The 18,864-nt window shown below is 39.7% G+C and carries 16 protein-coding genes; 6 read left to right on the forward strand and 10 right to left on the reverse strand.

The annotated features are described in order from the left end of the window. Positions 1-45 precede the first annotated feature (45 nt). Together FBD94_RS14450 and FBD94_RS14455 are read left to right on the forward strand one after the other, a co-directional pair. Entirely contained in the window at positions 46-759 is a 714-nt protein-coding gene (locus FBD94_RS14450; RefSeq protein WP_131608241.1) for an SIMPL domain-containing protein, read from the forward strand. A gap of 133 nt (positions 760-892) precedes the next feature. Beyond that, complete coding sequence (locus tag FBD94_RS14455; RefSeq protein WP_136880691.1) at positions 893-1,207, forward strand: hypothetical protein; 315 nt, start codon at positions 893-895, stop codon at positions 1,205-1,207. Between the two features lie 91 nt (positions 1,208-1,298). Here the strand turns inward: FBD94_RS14455 and FBD94_RS14460 are convergent, their stop codons facing one another. The 4 genes from FBD94_RS14460 to serS all read right to left on the reverse strand — a co-directional run bounded on the left by FBD94_RS14460 (position 1,299) and on the right by serS (position 8,496). Next, positions 1,299-4,478 carry an efflux RND transporter permease subunit gene (locus FBD94_RS14460; RefSeq protein WP_136880692.1) on the reverse strand — a complete coding sequence of 1,060 codons (3,180 nt, stop codon included), beginning with the start codon at positions 4,476-4,478 and terminating at the stop codon, positions 1,299-1,301. A 15-nt stretch (positions 4,479-4,493) separates the two neighbouring features. Next, the gene (locus FBD94_RS14465) at positions 4,494-5,606 is read right to left on the reverse strand and encodes an efflux RND transporter periplasmic adaptor subunit (RefSeq protein WP_131608238.1); all 1,113 of its coding nucleotides are present in this window, start codon (positions 5,604-5,606) and stop codon (positions 4,494-4,496) included. A gap of 9 nt (positions 5,607-5,615) precedes the next feature. Continuing rightward, on the reverse strand, positions 5,616-6,965 hold the full coding sequence (locus FBD94_RS14470) for a TolC family protein (RefSeq protein ID WP_136880693.1): 1,350 nt from the start codon (positions 6,963-6,965) through the stop codon (positions 5,616-5,618). Between the two features lie 259 nt (positions 6,966-7,224). Further along, a complete protein-coding gene (gene serS, locus FBD94_RS14475) occupies positions 7,225-8,496 on the reverse strand; it encodes a serine--tRNA ligase (protein WP_136880694.1) in 1,272 nt (423 codons plus the stop codon). Between the two features lie 119 nt (positions 8,497-8,615). Between serS and rsmI the strand changes: the two genes are divergently transcribed. The 3 genes from rsmI to lnt are packed head-to-tail and all read left to right on the forward strand — an operon-like array spanning position 8,616 to position 11,646. Beyond that, entirely contained in the window at positions 8,616-9,326 is a 711-nt protein-coding gene (gene rsmI, locus FBD94_RS14480) for a 16S rRNA (cytidine(1402)-2'-O)-methyltransferase (protein WP_090785400.1), read from the forward strand. A 42-nt stretch (positions 9,327-9,368) separates the two neighbouring features. Next, complete coding sequence (locus FBD94_RS14485) at positions 9,369-10,016, forward strand: PH domain-containing protein (RefSeq protein ID WP_136880695.1); 648 nt, start codon at positions 9,369-9,371, stop codon at positions 10,014-10,016. Positions 10,017-10,026: 10 nt separating this feature from the next. Beyond that, positions 10,027-11,646, forward strand: coding sequence for an apolipoprotein N-acyltransferase (gene lnt, locus FBD94_RS14490; RefSeq protein WP_136880696.1), 1,620 nt, complete (start codon positions 10,027-10,029; stop codon positions 11,644-11,646). On the opposite strand, the gene FBD94_RS14495 is transcribed toward lnt, so the two are convergent. Both FBD94_RS14495 and FBD94_RS14500 read right to left on the reverse strand, forming a co-directional pair. Beyond that, positions 11,643-13,283 (reverse strand): NAD+ synthase, encoded by a 1,641-nt coding sequence (locus tag FBD94_RS14495; RefSeq protein ID WP_136880697.1) that lies wholly within the window; start codon positions 13,281-13,283, stop codon positions 11,643-11,645. The two genes, lnt and FBD94_RS14495, sit on opposite strands and share 4 nt — an antisense overlap. 97 nt (positions 13,284-13,380) lie before the next feature. After that, positions 13,381-14,049, reverse strand: a complete 669-nt coding sequence (locus FBD94_RS14500; RefSeq protein ID WP_131608232.1) for a porin family protein — start codon at positions 14,047-14,049, stop codon at positions 13,381-13,383. A 56-nt stretch (positions 14,050-14,105) separates the two neighbouring features. Between FBD94_RS14500 and gldB the strand changes: the two genes are divergently transcribed. Further along, on the forward strand, positions 14,106-15,134 hold the full coding sequence (gene gldB, locus FBD94_RS14505; RefSeq protein WP_136880698.1) for a gliding motility lipoprotein GldB: 1,029 nt from the start codon (positions 14,106-14,108) through the stop codon (positions 15,132-15,134). On the opposite strand, the gene FBD94_RS14510 is transcribed toward gldB, so the two are convergent. Genes FBD94_RS14510 through FBD94_RS14525 form a run of 4 tightly spaced genes read right to left on the reverse strand, consistent with a single transcriptional unit; the run spans position 15,115 to position 18,841 of the window. Then, a complete protein-coding gene (locus FBD94_RS14510) occupies positions 15,115-15,846 on the reverse strand; it encodes a 2-phosphosulfolactate phosphatase (protein ID WP_136880699.1) in 732 nt (243 codons plus the stop codon). The two genes, gldB and FBD94_RS14510, sit on opposite strands and share 20 nt — an antisense overlap. A gap of 41 nt (positions 15,847-15,887) precedes the next feature. Continuing rightward, positions 15,888-16,967 carry a glycine cleavage system aminomethyltransferase GcvT gene (gene gcvT, locus FBD94_RS14515; protein WP_131608229.1) on the reverse strand — a complete coding sequence of 360 codons (1,080 nt, stop codon included), beginning with the start codon at positions 16,965-16,967 and terminating at the stop codon, positions 15,888-15,890. Positions 16,968-17,008: 41 nt separating this feature from the next. After that, positions 17,009-18,211: a glycosyltransferase gene (locus FBD94_RS14520; protein ID WP_131608228.1), complete on the reverse strand. Its 1,203-nt coding sequence runs from the start codon at positions 18,209-18,211 to the stop codon at positions 17,009-17,011. An 18-nt stretch (positions 18,212-18,229) separates the two neighbouring features. Beyond that, positions 18,230-18,841, reverse strand: a complete 612-nt coding sequence (locus FBD94_RS14525; RefSeq protein ID WP_136880700.1) for a ribonuclease HII — start codon at positions 18,839-18,841, stop codon at positions 18,230-18,232. Positions 18,842-18,864: the final 23 nt, after the last annotated feature.

Below are 18,864 nucleotides of genomic sequence, written 5' to 3' on the forward strand. Positions count from 1 at the left end.
AAGTTTCATCTATATATCAAATACACAAATGAAAAACACCATATTATGAAAAAGTTATTAAGCCTTGCCATCGTTGCCTTATTTAGTGTTAGCGCTATGGCTCAACAAGTAGATTTACGTAAGAAAATCAATGTTAGCGGATCTGCCGAAACTGAAGTTACACCTGATATCATTTATATCAGCATCTCTTTAAAGGAATACCTAAAAGATGGCAACAGCAAGAAAAAAGTAGAAATTACAACCTTGGAGAACGAACTGTTTAAAGCAGTACAAAATGCAGGAATTGCAAAGGAGAATTTAACAATCACTAATTTATCCAGCTATACTGCAGTAGTTCAGAAAAAGAAAAATCCGGATTACCTGGCAAGCAAACAATATCGCTTAAAAGTAACCGATTTAAATAAATGGAATGCTATAATTGATGAGCTAGATCCAAAAGGTATTGCTTATACAAATATTGATAGCTACGATTATTCGAAAATTGAAAGCTTAAAAAAAGAGCTAAAAATTAAAGCACTTTTAGCAGCAAAAGAAAAAGCAACCTACCTGGTTCAAGCCCTTGGTGATAAACTAGGTAGTGCAATAGATATTCAGGAAATAAACAACGAATCTTTTCCTCAGCCAATGTATCGTGCTAATGTAATGATGATGAAAGCAGAGAGTGCGGATATGGCAGGTGCACCACCAGCTGAGATTGATTTTAAAAAGATAAAATTAAGCTACCAGATGAATGTAGTATTTGAAATCAAAGGATTCTAATTCTGAATTTGAGATCAAATAATTTTTAATCTGACCAGAACACTATACAGTTTTCTTTAAAACAATGTAAAAAACCTACCAAATCATTTTGGTAGGTTTTTTGTTTTATAACTAACTACAAAAACAGAACATTATGAAGAAGTTAATTTACTCGTTAATCTTAATATTTACACTTGGAATAAGTGCAAATACAGTTAGTGCAGCTGAAAACAATAAGGCAAAGACTGAAATGACTGCAGAACAGAAGCTTCAGGTTGAACGGATTACTAACCGTGTGCAAGAGATCAGAAATATGGATAAATCTGATTTATCCAGAGCAGAGAAAAAAGAGCTTCGTAAAGAGTTGAGAGAATTAAAATCACAAGCTCGTGCATTAGGTGCCGGCGGCGTTTACCTTTCAGTAGGTGCAATCATTATCATCATTTTATTATTAATCCTTATTTTATAATTATTATTAACTAACCCTAACATTTACCTGTTAAAAACAAAAGCTTCCCCTAGGGGAAGCTTTTTATGTTTGTATCCGTTTACATTCAGCATTAATCCTCATCTGCATGCAGTGTATTTTTATGATCTTCTGGCTTATAGGAAGCTTGTAATTCCGCCAATTTCTTTTTGCCATAGGCAAATCTGGTAATCAAGACAAACAATACAGGAACGATGAATATCGCAAGTAAGGTTGCCGATAGCATCCCTGCCGCTACAGTCCAGCCAATAGTCTGGCGGGAAACCGCACCAGCACCAGCAGACAGAATCAGCGGGATAACACCCAGTATAAAGGCCAATGAAGTCATGATGATTGGTCTAAGCCTTAACCTAACAGCTTCTATCGTAGCCGCAATAAGCTCCATTCCCCAGTCTACCCTTTCCTTCGCAAATTCGACAATCAGAATCGCATTCTTTGCAGATAAACCAATCAGGGTAATCAATCCCACCTGAGCATAAATGTTATTGTCTAGTTTTGGCAGGAAGCTTAAAGCCAGGATAGCTCCAAATAAACCTAGCGGTACCGAAAGTAATATCGAAAAAGGAACCGACCAGCTCTCATACAAGGCCGCAAGTAATAGAAAAACAAAGATGATAACCAAAGAGAAAATCATTGTAGTACTATTTCCAGCTTCCGTTTCTTCCAAACTCAAACCAGAAAAGTCATAAGCATAATTGGCAGGTAAAGTTTGGGCAGCCACTTCCTGTAACGCTTTGAGTGCATCACCCGAGCTACTCCCCGGCTTCGCTGCTCCCCCGACCTCTATAGAGCGGAAAAGGTTATAGTGACTAATGATAGATGCATTCTCTATCACCTTATAAGAAACCAATGAACTTAGTGGGACAGAAACACCCTGCGCATTCATTACCCGAAGATGTTTCAGGTTTTCAATATTTGTCCTATAATTGGTATCAGCCTGACTAACCACCCGGAAGTTCCTTCCATATTTAGTAAAATCATTGATGTAGCTACTGCCCAGATAAGTCGAAATCGTACTATATATTGCACCAATAGAAACACCCATTTTCTTCGCCTGTTCCCGATCCACCTGCACCTTATAGTTTGGTGTTCTGGAATTAAACAAGGTATAAGCCATGCCTATTTCGGGTCGTTGATTTGCCGCAGCGAGGAACTTCCCAACATTGGCTTCAAACATCTTAATGTCTCCACTCTGTTTCTCTTGAATCTGCAAACTAAAACCACCGCTAATTCCCAATCCCGGGATTGCCGGTGGCGAAACCACCAGAACGCTACCGTCCTTATCACCGGCAAACGATTTACTTACACCTGCCATGATTGTAGTCACATTCCTTTTACGCTGATCCCAATTTTTAAGCTGAACAAAGAAAGTAGCTGCATTTGATTTAAAGGACCTGTTCAGGATATTGATGCCACTTAAGGAGGTAATGTTGTGTACTTCAGGGTAATTGTTTCGGATACTGTCTGTAATTCGTTTAATAAACGCATCTGTACGAACCATAGCTGAACCTTCAGGTAAAGTTGCACCAACTAAAAAGATCCCGGCATCCTCATTAGGGATAAAACCAGTTGGTTTTTTCACAAACATAGCGCCAGTTCCCAAATAAATACAAAGCAGAATAATCATCACTAGTGGGATAGACTTTAAGCCTTTTTTAACCCCCATCGAGTAATTATGCGTAACCTTGGCAAACCACCTATTAAACTTAAAAAAGAACTTATTCAACCCTTTCGAGTCTTTATTTAAATTCATTGGGGTTAACAAGATCGAACACAAGGCCGGGGTGAGAGAAAGCGCTATAAAAGCGGAAATTAATACCGAAACAGCAATGGTAATGGCAAATTGCTGATACAGCTGTCCAACCATTCCCGGAATAAATCCAACCGGAATAAATACCGCAGCTAAAATCAAGGCAATGGCAATTACCGGTGCCGTAATGTCATTCATCGCTCTCCTGGTCGCTTCCGGAGCCGATAAGCCATCATGATCCATATAATGCTGCACCGCCTCTACCACAACAATCGCATCATCAACCACAATACCAATGGCGAGTACAAAACCAAACATGGTCAGTACGTTAATCGAGAAGCCGAAAAACGTGAAAAAGATAAAAGTACCTATGATTGAAACCGGAATGGCCAATACCGGAATCAGTGTAGCCCGCCAGCTTTGGAGGAAGAAAAACACCACTAGTGTAACCAGAACCAATGCTTCAATCAAAGTATGAACCACGCCTTCAATTGACAATTTCACCACAGTAACCGTTTCATAAGGAACGGTATAATCCAGATCTTTTGGAAAAGACTTCTTTAATTGCTCCAACGCTTTTTGAATCCCATCCGCAGTTTGTACAGCATTCCCACCCGGAGTCTGATTAATCATCATCAGGGACGCCACCTTTCCATTCACTTTTGAGTTAATAGAATAACTAAAGGCCCCCAATTCTATTCTAGCTACATCTTTCAGGAAAACGACGGAACCGTCCTGTCCGGTTTTGATCACAATGTTTTTAAACTGCTCTTCTGTATTCAAATCGCCATCAAGGAGTACAGAAAATTCAAATGTCTGATTGTTTCGTTGCGGAGGAGCACCTACACTTCCCCCGGGAACCCTAACATTTTGCTCCTGGACAGCTGCAGACACATTTGCTGGGGTAAGGCCATAATTCGCCAGTTTATTGGCATCAAGCCAAATCCGCATACTAAAAGGCTGTCCAAAAGCTTGAACATCACCAACCCCCTGAACACGTAATAAAGCATCTTTTACATACAGGTTGATATAATTTGAGATAAATTTATCATCGTAAGTCCCATTCGGCGAAAACAAACCTACCACCATCAAAATATCATTGTTCGCTTTTTTAGTCGTAACCCCCAAACGAGTAACAGCCTCTGGCAAGGATGGTTCGGCAATGCCTACCCTATTCTGCACATCTAATGCAGCGATATCAATATTGGTCCCCACCTCAAATGTAACAGTTATCGAGGACCGCCCATCAGAGGTACTGTTAGAAGATAAATACTTCATCCCAGGGGTACCGTTGATCTGACTCTCTATAGGGGTAGTCACGGTTTGCTCCACCGTTTGCGCATCAGCCCCGGTATAGGCTCCAGAAACGGTAACCGTTGGCGGTGCAATACTAGGATACTGACTGATTGGTAAGGTTGTGATGACAATAACGCCAATAACAACAATTATTATAGATATAACGATGGCCGTGACCGGGCGTCTGATAAATACTTCTGAGATCATAAGCTTAAAATTCTTTTAAAATTTTACCACGGCACCAGGCCTTACATTTTGGGATCCTTCATCGACAATCACCTCTCCAACCTTCAAACCTTCTTTCACGACTACACTTTTATCGAATTGTTTTCCAAGCTGAATGATGCGTTGTTCTGCCTTATTGCTATCAGCCACCACATAAACATTGTATGCACCCAACTGCTCTATTACTGCTTTATAAGGAATCACTACTTCGTTTTCTGTAGATTTGTTTAATACTTTCAGATTCACTGTCATCCCCGCAATCAGCTTTCCAGCTTCATTCGGATAGCTTACCCTAACCTTTATCGTTCCTGTTGCCGGATCCACTGCACGGTCTATCGTTATAATCCTACCTTGACGTGTATATAAGCTTCCATCCTGGAGTTGTATTGTTAAGAGCGAATCTTTTATCGCCCCGGGGTTGTCTTTCATTTTCTGGAAATGAGGAATATCCCCCTGATTTACAGAAATGTCTACTGCAATCGGATTGCCCTTAGACACGGTATTTAAAAGCGTGGTAGAAGGCGCAACCAAGGCCCCCACTTTCACCTGCGAGATTCCTATTGTGCCAGTTAGCGGGGCTACAATTACCGCATTCTGAAGGTCGTTATTTGCCGCAGAAAGCGTAGCTTTTGCCGAAGCCACCTGCGATTCCGCATTGGCGAGATCCGTTAAGGCGTAATCCACACGTTGCTTTGCGATCGCATCCTGAGCAGCCAGATTTTTATAACGCTCCGCATCCTTTTTAGCCTTATCACGATTAGCCTGTGCCATATTTACATTTGCTTTCGCAGAATTGTATGCAGCCAGGTATTTTGTCCGGTCAATTTCGTAAAGCTTCTGCCCCTTGCTCACTCTTTGTCCATCGCGCACGTAAATAGCAGTAATAAAACCACCAACCTGAGCTCGAATTTCCACTTCATCCAGAGCCACAACAACCCCGGGATAAGTATCCACCGTTGTAACCGGTTCAGAAACCACCTTATAAACAGATACCGGTGTTGCCGGAGGAGGCCCAGCCTGCTGTTGTGCAGCCTTATCTCCACCGCATGACGCTAAAGAAATGGACCCCAAAATAACAATGCCTAGTTTTACGTGATTAATCGTCTTCATTTCAGTACTTTATTGGTTTACGGTAATTGTGCCTAATGCTTGTTGTACATCCAATCTGGAAGAAAGAAGACTGTACAAAGAATTCAAATAATTGAGTTGAGCGGTACGCAGATCTGTTTCCGAAGTCATCAGATCCAGATAAGCTTTTATGCCCTCGTCGTATTGCAATTTGATGGTTTGATATACCTGCCGGGAAATCTCCACATTTGCCCCCGCCGTTTTCCAATCATTCAAATTGGCCTTATAAGTGGCCATCGCCTGCTCATACTGACTTTTAATCTGATTTCTGGCGTTTGCTAAATCAAGATCTATCCTTTGCTCCTGTAGCTGTGATTTTTTAAGCTCCTGAATTCTCTTTGTTCCCTGAAAAATAGGCAGACTCAATTTTAGTCCAAGTAAAGAACTCGGGTAATTTTTATCATAAAGATCGCCAAAATTATTGTTGAGGTAATTCCAATTGTAATTGATAAATCCAGAGATACTAGGCAGGAAAGACCATTTATTATAGCTGGTATTCAGGTGCTGCAATTGCTTTTGAGTTTGCAATAACCGATATTCCACTCTATTCTCATACGTCTCTCTTTGATTGGTATCGATCAGAATTTCATTTTCCATCTTTACCGCATCAAAGTTCAGGCTAAAATCTTTATCGCCCCCATACCCTATCAACTCTTTAAGATAGGTGTACTTGTATTTAATCAGTTCCTCAGCCCGCTTTTTATCCGCTTTAGAATTGCTCAGACTGATCTGCGCCCGTTGATAATCCGTTTTGTCAACCAATCCATTTTCATATTGCGCCTTCGCATCTTTGAGCTGTTTCTCTAATCGCGCAATATTTTCACCAATAATTTTTAATTGCTCCTTGCTGGTGAGCACATCAAAATATGCCTTACTTACACTAACTACGGTATTAATCTTTGCATTTTCTGTACTTTGCTTATACTGCTGTCTGTAATATTTCGAAGCTTTAGAAGCCTGAATTAGCCCAGCATCCAGAAATTTCTGATCGGCCTGTAGAGTAAATGCAGAGGTATGTTTTGTGCCGAGCACCAATAGCGAAGTCTCACCATTCATCGTCAACGTACTCACCTGTTGTTTCAGGTTGTAATTGTAGCTGGCATCACCATTAATTTGAGGAAACCAGCCCGACAGCGCAGACATAATATCCCGCTCTCCAATCTCTTCATCTATCAAAGATTGTTTAACTCCGGGCTTATTGACTAATGCATAATTTATAATCTCCTGAAGAGAGGCATTGCTGAGCACTTTATTATTATCTCCTGTTTGCCCATACGCGACAGAGCACAACATACATGGTAGACCAAGGAGAAACATTAAAATCAATTTATGTAGTCTCATATATAGAAAAATGATTAGGAGTATGCTCAGCTAGCTCACTATAAATACATTAACTACAAATAAGTTGAAATAAAGTTCTAAGGTTTTTAATAAATATAAATGGCATAAAAAAGAGGGCGATCATAAATTATGATCACCCTCTTTTTGTACATCCGTCATCCTGAATTTATTTCAGGACCACTCTTGAGTATATTTTTTTTGAATAATTGGGGCGAGATTCTGAAATAAATTCAGAATGACGACCGCCATATAAAAAAAATTAATCAATATATTCGAAGCCGGTATACTTTACCAAGGCTTCAGGAATTTTAATTCCTTTATCTGTTTGATTGTTTTCCAAAATAGCAGCAACAATACGAGGTAAAGCCAATGCACTTCCATTTAAAGTATGCGCAAGCTGTGTTTTCCCAGTCGCTCCTTTAAACCTTAACTTCAACCTGTTACTTTGATAAGTTTCAAAGTTAGACACTGAAGACACCTCTAACCAACGTTGTTGAGCAGCACTCCAAACCTCCATATCGTAAGTCATAGCAGCTGTAAAGCCCATATCTCCAGCACATAAGCGCAATACTCTATAGTGCAAACCTAGTTTTTGCAACAAAGTCTGAACATAAGCACTCATATCTTCCAGCACCTGGTAAGAAGATTCAGGATGAACAACCTGTACAATTTCTACTTTATCAAACTGATGAAGTCTGTTTAAACCACGAACATGTGCACCGTAAGAACCTGCTTCACGACGGAAACAAGGTGTATATGCTGTATTTTTCACAGGCAACTCTTCATCTTTTAAAATAACATCTCTATAAAGATTCGTAACCGGAACCTCTGCTGTAGGGATCAGATACAAACCGTCAATACCCACATGATACATTTGCCCCTCCTTATCCGGTAACTGACCAGTACCGAAACCAGAAGCTTCGTTTACAAGATGAGGCACTTGCATTTCTCTATAACCTTCTGCCGTAGCATGATCTAAAAAGAAATTAATCAGCGCGCGTTGTAAGCGAGCACCCTTGCCTTTATAAACTGGAAAACCAGCGCCGGCAATCTTTGTACCCAGTTCAAAATCTATAATATCATATTTAGCAGTTAATTCCCAGTGTGGTAATGCTTTTTCACCAACTGCAGCTGGCTCACCATGCAAATAAACAATCTCATTTTCTTCCGGTGTACTTCCAGCTTTAACCAAATGATGTGGCAGGTTAGGCAATTGTACAATCAGGTTATGCAATTTACTTTCAGCAGCAGCAAAATCCTCAGATAAATTCTTTATCTGCTCTTTATTAGATGTTGTTTCAGCTTTCAATGCTTCAGCTTCATCCTTTTTTCCGTTGCGCATCAACTCACCAATTTGTTTTGCGCTCGAATTTGCGATAGCAGAGAGATTATCTAATGAAGTTTGGATTTGTCTTCTTTCTTCATCGGTTTTAATAATTTCATCAACCAATTCTGGCTGTTTAAAGTTTCTAAGGGTTAAGCCTTCCAAAACTTTCGCTCTATTTTCACGGATATAGTTAACTTGCAGCATTATTTATTTTTTTAAACAAAGATAATAAGAGTTACGCGTTATTAGCAATGAGTTGCGAGTTTTATACAATGAAAGCAATGATAACGATAAGCGATGAGTAGTAACCTTGAACGCATAACATGACAACTGGTAAACTTTTTCTTGTTCCTACACCCATTGGTAATCTGGAGGATATGACCTTTAGAGCCATCCGGATCTTAAAAGAAGCTGATGTAATATTGGCAGAAGACACCCGCACAAGCGCCCCAATGTTAAAACATTTTGGCATTGATAAAAAAGCCTACTCCCATCACCAGCACAATGAACATCAGGCAACTACAGAAATCATCCGCTTTTTAAAAGAAGGAAAAAATGTAGCGCTCATATCAGATGCCGGAACACCTGCCATTTCTGATCCAGGTTTTTTTCTGGTAAGGGAGACCTTAAAACACGACTTACAAGTAGAATGTTTACCCGGTGCCACAGCCTTTGTACCCGCACTGGTAAATTCAGGCCTACCCTGCGATGCATTCGTCTTTGAAGGCTTTTTGCCAGTAAAAAAGGGCAGACAAACACGTTTTAAAAAGCTGGCCGACGAAGAACGGACCATGATATTTTATGAAAGTCCACACCGCTTACTAAAAACACTGGAAGAATTTGCACAGTATTTAGGAGCAGAAAGACAAGCTTCGGTGAGCCGCGAACTTACCAAACTATACGAAGAAACCGTTAGAGGCACATTAGCAGAAATTAAATCACATTTCGAAAACAATATATTAAAAGGAGAATTTGTAATTTGTATTGCCGGAGCCGAAGAGGTAAAGAAGAAATCAAAATACGATAAAGATTAATTGGGTTCAATTTTTGATACCCCTACATAAAAAAGAAACATCATGATTTTAATAGATAGATTTTTAAGTGACGAACAAGATCCAAAAGCCGTTGAGAAAGTATTAGGTAAACTGAACGACATGCTAACCAACAATGAGGAACTTATTTATATGGCAGTACAGAAAAAACCTGCCGTAAACTTGCTTCCTGATTGTATTGCCGTAAGTAACAAACGTATTTTCTATTGCGAACCCGGTAATTTTGGAATCACCATGAACTTCAAAGATATCTCCTGGAAAAGTGTGAAAGAGGTTTCCTTTAAAGAAGAAATCTTTGGTTCAAAATTTATCTGTGTACCCTTACACGGAGAGAACATCATTACAGAATACATTCCTAAAGTTCAAGCCCGCAAATTATACCAGGCAGCTTATGAGCAATTGGAAAATTTCAAAGAGCAACAAAGACAAACAGATCTAGAAGAAAGACGTTCTATCCCCTCACCAGTAACTGTAAATGCGGTTACGCCAGAACCAGCTTCAGAAGAGCCTGCAGCATTCTTCTCAGCACCAGCGGCAACGCCTAGCCATGTTGAAGAACCTGAAGATGAAACCACTTTAAAATTAAGAAAACTGAAAAGTTTGTACGACAAACACCTGATTACTCAGGAAGAATATGAAGCAAAAAAAGCAGATATATTAGATAGCTTATAAGCACCCATTAATGAATTTTAAAAATACTGCCCCTCTGGCCTTGTTAAGCTCATTTTTAATGTGGCTGGCTTGGCCACCAATCCCTTATACCACCCCAATCCTTCTTGTTGGTTTAGTCCCTTTGTTAATTGCACTGGACAAAATTCTGCTTAAAAAAGAAGGAAAAACAGGAAAAAAGGTCTTCCTTACTGCCGGTCTGACTTTCCTGGTTTGGAATACCGCCTCCATTTATTGGGTTTATAATGCCATCAGTGCGGTAAACAATCCGGTAGTATCCGCATTCGTATCCATCATCCCTTTTGGTTTAGGGGCTTTATTGATGACTTTTGCCTTCTGGTTGTATTACCGTTTACAAAGGGTAACCAATGCTAAAATTGCATACACTGGCCTGATCTCATTTTATGTAGCGATGGAATACCTGCACCAAAGCTGGGATTTAGCCTTCCCATGGATGACACTAGGAAATGGTTTATCGGGAATGCACCAATTGGCGCAATGGTATGAGTATACTGGCGTTTACGGTGGTTCAGTATGGATATTACTCAGCAATATTTTAGCTTTCGAAGCTTATAAACGTTTTAAATCCGATGCAAAAGGCTATTTAAAATTAAGACCTGCAATGCTTTGGGCTTTAGTAGTGATCCTACCAATCGGTCTTTCGCTAGCAAAATACTACCAATACGAAGAAAAAGTGGTTCCTGTAAATGTGGTCACCGTACAACCGAATATAGATCCTTATAAAAAATTCGGCAGTCTTTCTGCTGCAGATCAACTGAATATACTTACCCATCTATCTGACTCCATTGCACAGCCAAATACCGAATATTTTATCTGGCCAGAAACAGCAATCCCTAATTATGCAGACGAAGATAGAATCCGCAGTAACCCTGATTTCAATAACGTACAACAGTTTCTAGCAAAATACAAGAATGGAACTGTCATCACTGGCATAGAGAGCGTAAAATTGTACAACGATCGACAAACAGTATCCGCGAAACAAGATCAAAGTGGTGTGTTTTACGATAGCTTTAATACCGCTATGCAAGTCGAGAACTCAGCAAACGTACAATTCTACCATAAATCCAAACTAGTGCCAGGCGTAGAAAAGATGCCTTTCCCAGCTGCATTATCGATACTAGGACCTATTTTCGAAGGTTTCGGTGGTAGCGGAGGCGGATGGGGCTGGCAAGATAAACCCGGTGTATTTTATGCTTACAGCGGCATCGGTGTAGCCCCTGTCATTTGCTACGAATCTTTATGGGGCGAATGGATTGGAGAAGCTGTTAAAAATGGGGCTCAGTTCATCGCTATCATCACCAATGATGGTTGGTGGGGAAATACATCAGGCAAAGATCAACACTTAATGTATGCCCAATTAAGAGCCATAGAAAGTCGTCGTTATGTAGTCCGCTCAGCCAACACCGGGATTTCTTGCTTTATTAACCAAAAAGGTGATGTGATCCAACAAGCAAAGTGGTGGACAAGAACCGCATTAAAGACCGACATCAATCTAAATGATGAACTGACCTTATACGTTAAAACAGGCGACATCATCGCTAAGTTTTTATGCATAACAGCACTGCTATTGGCTCTAATTATCCCTTACAGAAAATGGTTTAAAAAAGCTTAGGAAAGGTACTTGCCTACAATAGGCATCCTTCTACCCATACCAAAAGCTTTAGGTGATACCCGCAGGATTGGAGGCGTTTGATAACGCTTAAATTCTGCGGAATTTACCAGCTTAATAATCCTTCTCACCAACGCCTCATCATAACCCTGTGCAATAATTCCCGATGAGCTCTTTTTTAATTCGATGTATTGGAATAAAATCTTATCCAGGACATCATAGTCAGGTAAAGAATCAGAGTCCTTCTGACCCGGTCTAAGCTCCGCAGAAGGTGGTTTAACAATAGAGTTTTCCGGAATCACAATCCCATCTTTATTGATATACTGCGCAAGTTGATATACCTGGGTTTTGTAAACATCCCCAATTACCCCTATCGCACCACACATATCGCCGTACAAAGTCCCATACCCCACTGCACACTCACTTTTGTTAGAGGTGTTTAGCAAAATGTAACCAAATTTATTAGACATCGCCATTACAATCACTCCCCTACAACGTGCCTGTATATTTTCTTCAGTAAGGTTAAAAGCAAGTCCTTCAAATGCAGGAGCCATCATACTATCAAATGCATCAGCAGCTTCCTTTATCGGAATAATTTGATGTTGACAACCAATATTATTAACCAAATCCAATGCATCCTGAATAGAATGATCTGAAGAATACTTAGAGGGCATCAAAACAGCCATTACATTTTCGGCACCCAATGCCCGACAAGCCAAGGCACAAACAACCGCCGAATCAATCCCACCAGATAAGCCCAGTACTGCCTTACTAAAACCAGACTTGCTAAAGTAATCCTTAATACCCAACACCAACGCCTCATAGATTTGATCTATATCAGGCATCGCCAGATGCTGCATCGGTTCATGCCCTTTGATGACATTGTCCTCAAATTCATAAATGCGCACCGCCTCCTCAAAATAAGGCATTTCATCAATCAGGTTACCTTTAGCATCAAAAGCCAAAGATCCACCATCAAAGATAATTTCCGTTTGCGCACCCACCTGATTTACATACAGCAGCGGCATATTATATCGCTTCGCATTATCAGAAAGCACCACCACACGCTCTTCATCGTGCAGATAAGAAAATGGAGAAGCTGCGATGTTGATCATCAATTTAGGCTTTTGCCTGATCAGCTCATCCATTGGAGAAGAGATATACAATGGGTTATTGTTGATGTTCCACAGATCCTCGCAAATGGTTACGGCGATCTTAATCCCTTTAAAATCGACACATTCAAAATGGCTTGCAGGCTCAAAATAACGATATTCATCAAATACATCATAATTAGGCAGCAAAGCCTTTTTAACTACCCTTTTTAATTGCCCATCCTCCAGAAAATAAGCTGCATTATACAAATCTTTACCCGCTAATATTTCATTCTTAACAGGTAGGCCGACAATACAAGCAATGCCTACACAATGTGTAGCGATCTCCAGGGCAGCCTTTTCGCAAAGGTCAATAAACTCATCAAACTCCAAAAAATCTCGTGGCGGATAACCACATATAGCCAGTTCCGCAAATACAACCAAATCCGCACCCTTGGCTTTAGCCAGTTCAATGTGCTCGATGATCTTATTTGTATTGTATTCGAAATTACCTATATGATAGTTAAGTTGTGCTAGCGCGATTTTCATCAGTATATAGTTTGCTTTTTAAAGGTGATGAAGCTATCAAAAATGATGGTTTCATTGAAGTATATATTTTTAGATCGGTAATAAAGAGCTGTATGAATTAGAAGAAAACACCAACATTCAGGCCAATATAATGATTTCGTACTTTACGATCATTATCATCCACAATATTGGTAAAACCATTGTTCAAGGTCAATCCAAGCGTAAGACTAGTATGGTCAGCAATGTCAATTTCACCCCCAGCACCCAATATCAGTCCAGCCCTATAAAAGTTGATCTGCTTAGAAATGTTCCGATCATCAATAGCAGGTTTTCCAACAGCCTCGGCAGATTGCTTCGCACCAATATTGAAATCATTAGATAAACCAAACTGTCCGTACCACTTTACATCACCCATCTTACCAGTTTTTAGCTTCACAGTAAGCGGAATTTCAATGTATTGAAGCTTATACTTCAAATCATAAGCTGTTTGTGTTGGCGAACCATCATAATAAGGAGCAACATTAATTTCAGTACTCTTGCCATTGATGGTAGTGATCGTTAATCCTGTTGCAAAAGCATAGTTTTCAGCAAAATTAAAATCAGCCAGCAAACCATAAGAAAAGCCTAAAGAAACACCCCTGCTTTTACCCGGTTCAGCTTTCATCCAACCAATGGTAGGATGTGCAGTCAATCCAAGTCTAAAATCATAATCGGGCACTGCAGGCATCTGCGCAAAAAGGTTACTGGTTAGAAATAAAAGCAGTAGGCCGACAAATGTTCTTTTCATAGTATTTTTATATTAAGGTGTTGAAGCTTGGATAAACTCGTTTATATTTGTTTATAATGAACTATAACGTAAAATTCAGCCAAAGCTATCTATTTTTTCTATTTATATTAACTTTTCTTTCCTGCAAACAAGGTACTAAACCTGACGTAACTGCAATACAGCTAGATGTAAAAATTGATCGTTTTGACAGAGACCTTTACCTTAGAAAAGACAAAGACATTAAACAAACAGACGAATTGCTGCAAAAGAAGTATGGTGCATTTTATGATGACTATATACACCGGATGGTAGGCAATGAAAGTTACAGCCCCGACGAAATCCTTGCTACCCTATTCAAAGATCAGGCTTACTATGATCTAAATAAAGAGGTCGATAGCATATTCCCTAACCTTGTTCCTATTGAAAAAGACCTCACACAAACATTTAAATACATAAAATATTATTACCCTAAATCCCAGGTCCCAAGGTTTATTTCCTTTGTTTCGGGCTTCTCTGTACAAACCCCTATCGGCAACGATTACATGGGTATCGGTTTAGATATGTTTTTAGGAAAAGATAGCAAATTCTATAGAGCCATTGTAGAGAGTGTGCCCCTTTACTTATCAAAACGCTTTAGCCCACAATACATCGTACCCAGGTTGACAGAAACCTATGCCAGAGAAGAACTTTTTGCCGAACGTGACCAAGACAGAACACTCCTTGCCAAAATGATCCACAACGGAAAAATCCTATATTTCATGGATAGGGTTTTGGCCGATAATGTTCCCGATTCAGTTAAAATAGGATATACTGCAAAGCAGCTAGAATGGTGTAAGACTTTTGAAAGCGACATTTGGGGCTACTACCTTCAAAATGATCTATTATTTGAAACAGATTACCAAAAAATACAAGTGTTTTTAAGTGAGGGCCCATTTACCCCCGGCTTGGGCGAAAGAAACGAGTCGGCCCCGAAATTAGGCATTTGGACCGGCTGGCAAATTGTTAGAAAATACATGGAAGAAAATCCATCAGTTACCTTACAGCAATTGATGGTCGAAAAGGATACACAAAAAGTCCTACAGGCTTCTAAATACAAACCCAAGTAAGGGGAACCAGTGCCTCACCTTCCAGAACAGGTATTGCGTTGCAGATATTAAGCTGTAAACAAAACTTCACATCCTCTTCAATATTCAATTCGGCCAGACGATGGCTATGTGATGATTTATGCAGATAGCCCCTCAAATCATCTTTAGCCAACAAATACAGATCTTCAGCAGCAACACAAGAATCACAAAAATGAGTAAAGTCTTTGCGCAGTTCGCTTACCACAGCACCAGCAAACAAGGTATCTTCCAGATTAAACTTATCTTTCCATCCGGCACAAAGCAACAAGACATCCCTTTCCTGACCTTTAAGCCAGTTGCATAAGGCTTTTAAATTTAGAAACGAACCAATCACCACCTGTGCAGACTGCGCATTAGCCATATGTAAGGCTTTAGTTCCATTTGTAGTGGTCAATACCACCGTTCTTCCTTTTACCTTATCACTGCTATAAGAAAATGGAGAATTGCCGAAGTCAAAACCTTCAACAACTTCTCCATTTCGCTCTGCTGCCAGCAAAAACCCTTTATCTGCATACCTCAAACAATCTTCTACATGAGCAACTGGTACAATTGCATCAGCACCATTATCAATGCCATATACAATGGACGATGTCGCCCTTAAAATATCGATAACAACAACAACACTTTCTTTAGTATCGTAAAGATTTAATAATGCTGGCGTTAAACAAACTTCTATGCTTTTTTTATAGTGCATCAGTTTCGATTGGGTATAAAACAGGAGGGTTTAAAATACTATTATTTATAAAAAGGGAACTTAGCTACCTTAGCCTTAATTTTTTGGTTACGGATGTTGATATAGATTTCAGTACCTTCTTTAGCCATAGCTTTATCAATATAGCCCATTCCAATCGCTTTTTGTAAAGATGGCGATTGCGTTCCAGAAGTAACCTTACCAATTACATTTCCTTCAGCATCAACAATCTCATAATCATGACGAGGAATGCCTCTGTCAATCATCTCAAATCCAATCAGCTTACGTGCTACACCAGCTTCCTTTTCAGCCAAAAGGGCCTCAGAATTGGTAAATACCTTAGAGAATTTAGTGATCCAACCTAATCCAGCAGCAATAGGAGAAGTCGTATCGTCAATATCATTTCCATATAAACAGAAACCCATTTCCAAACGCAAAGTATCCCTTGCACCTAAACCAATAGGTTTAATGCCAAAAGGTTTACCTGCTTCAAAAATAGCATCCCAAATCACATCAGCATGTTCATTGTCAAAATAAACTTCAAAACCACCAGCACCAGTATATCCAGTAGCAGAAATCACTACATTATCAACACCAGCAAATCTGCCTTTTACAAAATTGTAATATTCCATAGAAGCCAAATCAACATCAGTTAAACTCTGTAATGCCTCAGCAGCTTTAGGACCTTGAATAGCCAACAAAGAAGTTTTGTCAGAAATGTTGTGCATCTCTACACCCTTGGTATTGAATTTCTGGATCCAGTTCCAATCTTTTTCTATGTTCGAAGCATTCACCACCAACATATAAGTTAACTCATCAATGCGGTAAACCAAAAGATCGTCAACAATACCACCATCTTCATTTGGCAAACACGAATATTGAACTTTACCATCATATAGCTTTGAGGCATCATTACTCGTTACCCTTTGAATCAAATCCAAAGCTTGTTCACCTTTCAGGATAAATTCTCCCATATGACTCACGTCAAAAACGCCTACACTTGATCTAACTGTAGCGTGTTCAGCATTAATACCTTCGTATTGTACAGGCATATTGTATCCTGCGAAAGGCACCATTTTGGCGCCTAATGAAATGTGTTTATCGGTTAGTGCGGTATTCTTCATACGGTATAATATCTATAAAAACGTGGCAAAGGTATATAAATTTAGCCACTAATTAATTTTTGATAGACATTCAGCATTCTTTGAGAAATCACATTGATATCGTGATCTCTTTCTACCGTTTTGCGTGCATTCTCGCCTATTTCACGCCACTTATTGGGATTAGTGATACACTGTAAAATAGAGCGGTAAAATTCATCTGCAGTATCTGCAATCAATATATCTTTACCATGTTCGCAGCGGATACCTTCGGCAGCCATACTCGTTGCAATCACACATTTGCGCATAGCCATGCCCTCTATAATTTTAACGCGCATCCCACTTCCGGATAATAATGGAACGATCATAATGGCTTTGGAATTGATAAACTCCACCGCATCAAATATTTCACCTTCCACCACCAGGTTATCTGAGTCATATTCAAAAAACTCGTGTTGCATATTCTTTCCGGCAATATAAAAGCGCAACTCACTATTTAATTTTTCAATATCCGGCCATATTTCATCCAGAAACCAAGCCAGACCTTCCTTATTCGGCCTCCAGTCCATTGCGCCAAGGTGAAACAACGTAGGGAAACTGGTTTTAGATGGATCAGTAACGTATTTTTCAAAATCAAGTGCTACCGGAAAAACATCCAAGGCAGTTTCACAACCAAACTTTACAATATTTTGCCTATCGGGTTCACTAATCGCAAACACCTGGTGAAAGCGGTTGATCTGCTCCGTTTCATAATATTTTAAACGACGTGCTAAAAACTGAAGATACTTTCTTCTGGGCGTAAAAGGTTCTCTCAACGCGATCCGTTCCCAAACATCAAACTCAATATTGTGTGCCCGGTAAATTACTTTCGCATCACTATTGGCTTTCACTATATCCAGATAGGGTACCACAAATAACCCTTCAAATTGTATGATATCGAATGTGGTCTCTTTTAAAATGTCCTCTAACAAACGCGCAGCATCCTCATCAAAAAATCTGGAAACGTTGTACGACTCATCGGAGAAAATATTGCTGAGGGCTCCCCATACATTGACCTCAGTATCGAGGTCAAAAGAATGAAATTTGATCTGATCAAAAACAGGATCATAAATATCATCAATATCTACACGGTGCTTGTTGGTATTGAGACTGAACAACGTCACATCAACCCCAAGTTTTACCAAGCCCTTAATGGTGTTATAAACCACTATGGGATATCCGCTATTCGGCGGAAAGGGGACCCTATTTGTCAGGATGAGGACTTTCAATTCACGTGAAAATACGAATTATCCCTCTATTTCCGAAAATAGCTTTAGCTGTGGCGCACTAATATTAAAAGTTTTACGGTGGTATGGCGATAAACCATGCTCAAGAGCAGCCGTTCGATGAGCAATCGTTGGGTATCCTTTATTCTGTTTCCATTGATAATGAGGATATTCTGCCGAAATACGCTCCATAAATTCATCCCTATGGGTTTTAGCAAGAATAGAAGCAGCAGCAATATTTAAATATTTACCATCACCCTTCACAATACAAGCATGCGGGACATCCTTGTACTTTTTAAACCGATTACCATCTATACTTAAATATTGAGGCTTAATATTCAATTTGTCAAGTGCCCTGTGCATTGCTAAAAAAGAGGCATTCAAGATATTAATCTGATCAATTTCAATGTGATCAACCTCGCCAACAGCCCAGGCTATCGCTTCTTTTTCGATGATCAGTCTTAACTTATTACGCTGTTGATGGTTCAGCTGTTTCGAATCATTCAATTCTCCAGCGACAAAATCAGGTGGTAAAATTACGGCCGCGGCAAATACCGGTCCCGCCAAACAACCCCTTCCTGCTTCATCACATCCGGCTTCAATTAGTTCTTGCTGATAACAGTTTAATAACATACAGGTCAAAGTTAGTAATTAAG

The sequence above is a fragment of the Pedobacter hiemivivus genome, assembly GCF_005144565.1.
In the GTDB taxonomy this organism is placed as follows: domain Bacteria; phylum Bacteroidota; class Bacteroidia; order Sphingobacteriales; family Sphingobacteriaceae; genus Pedobacter; species Pedobacter hiemivivus.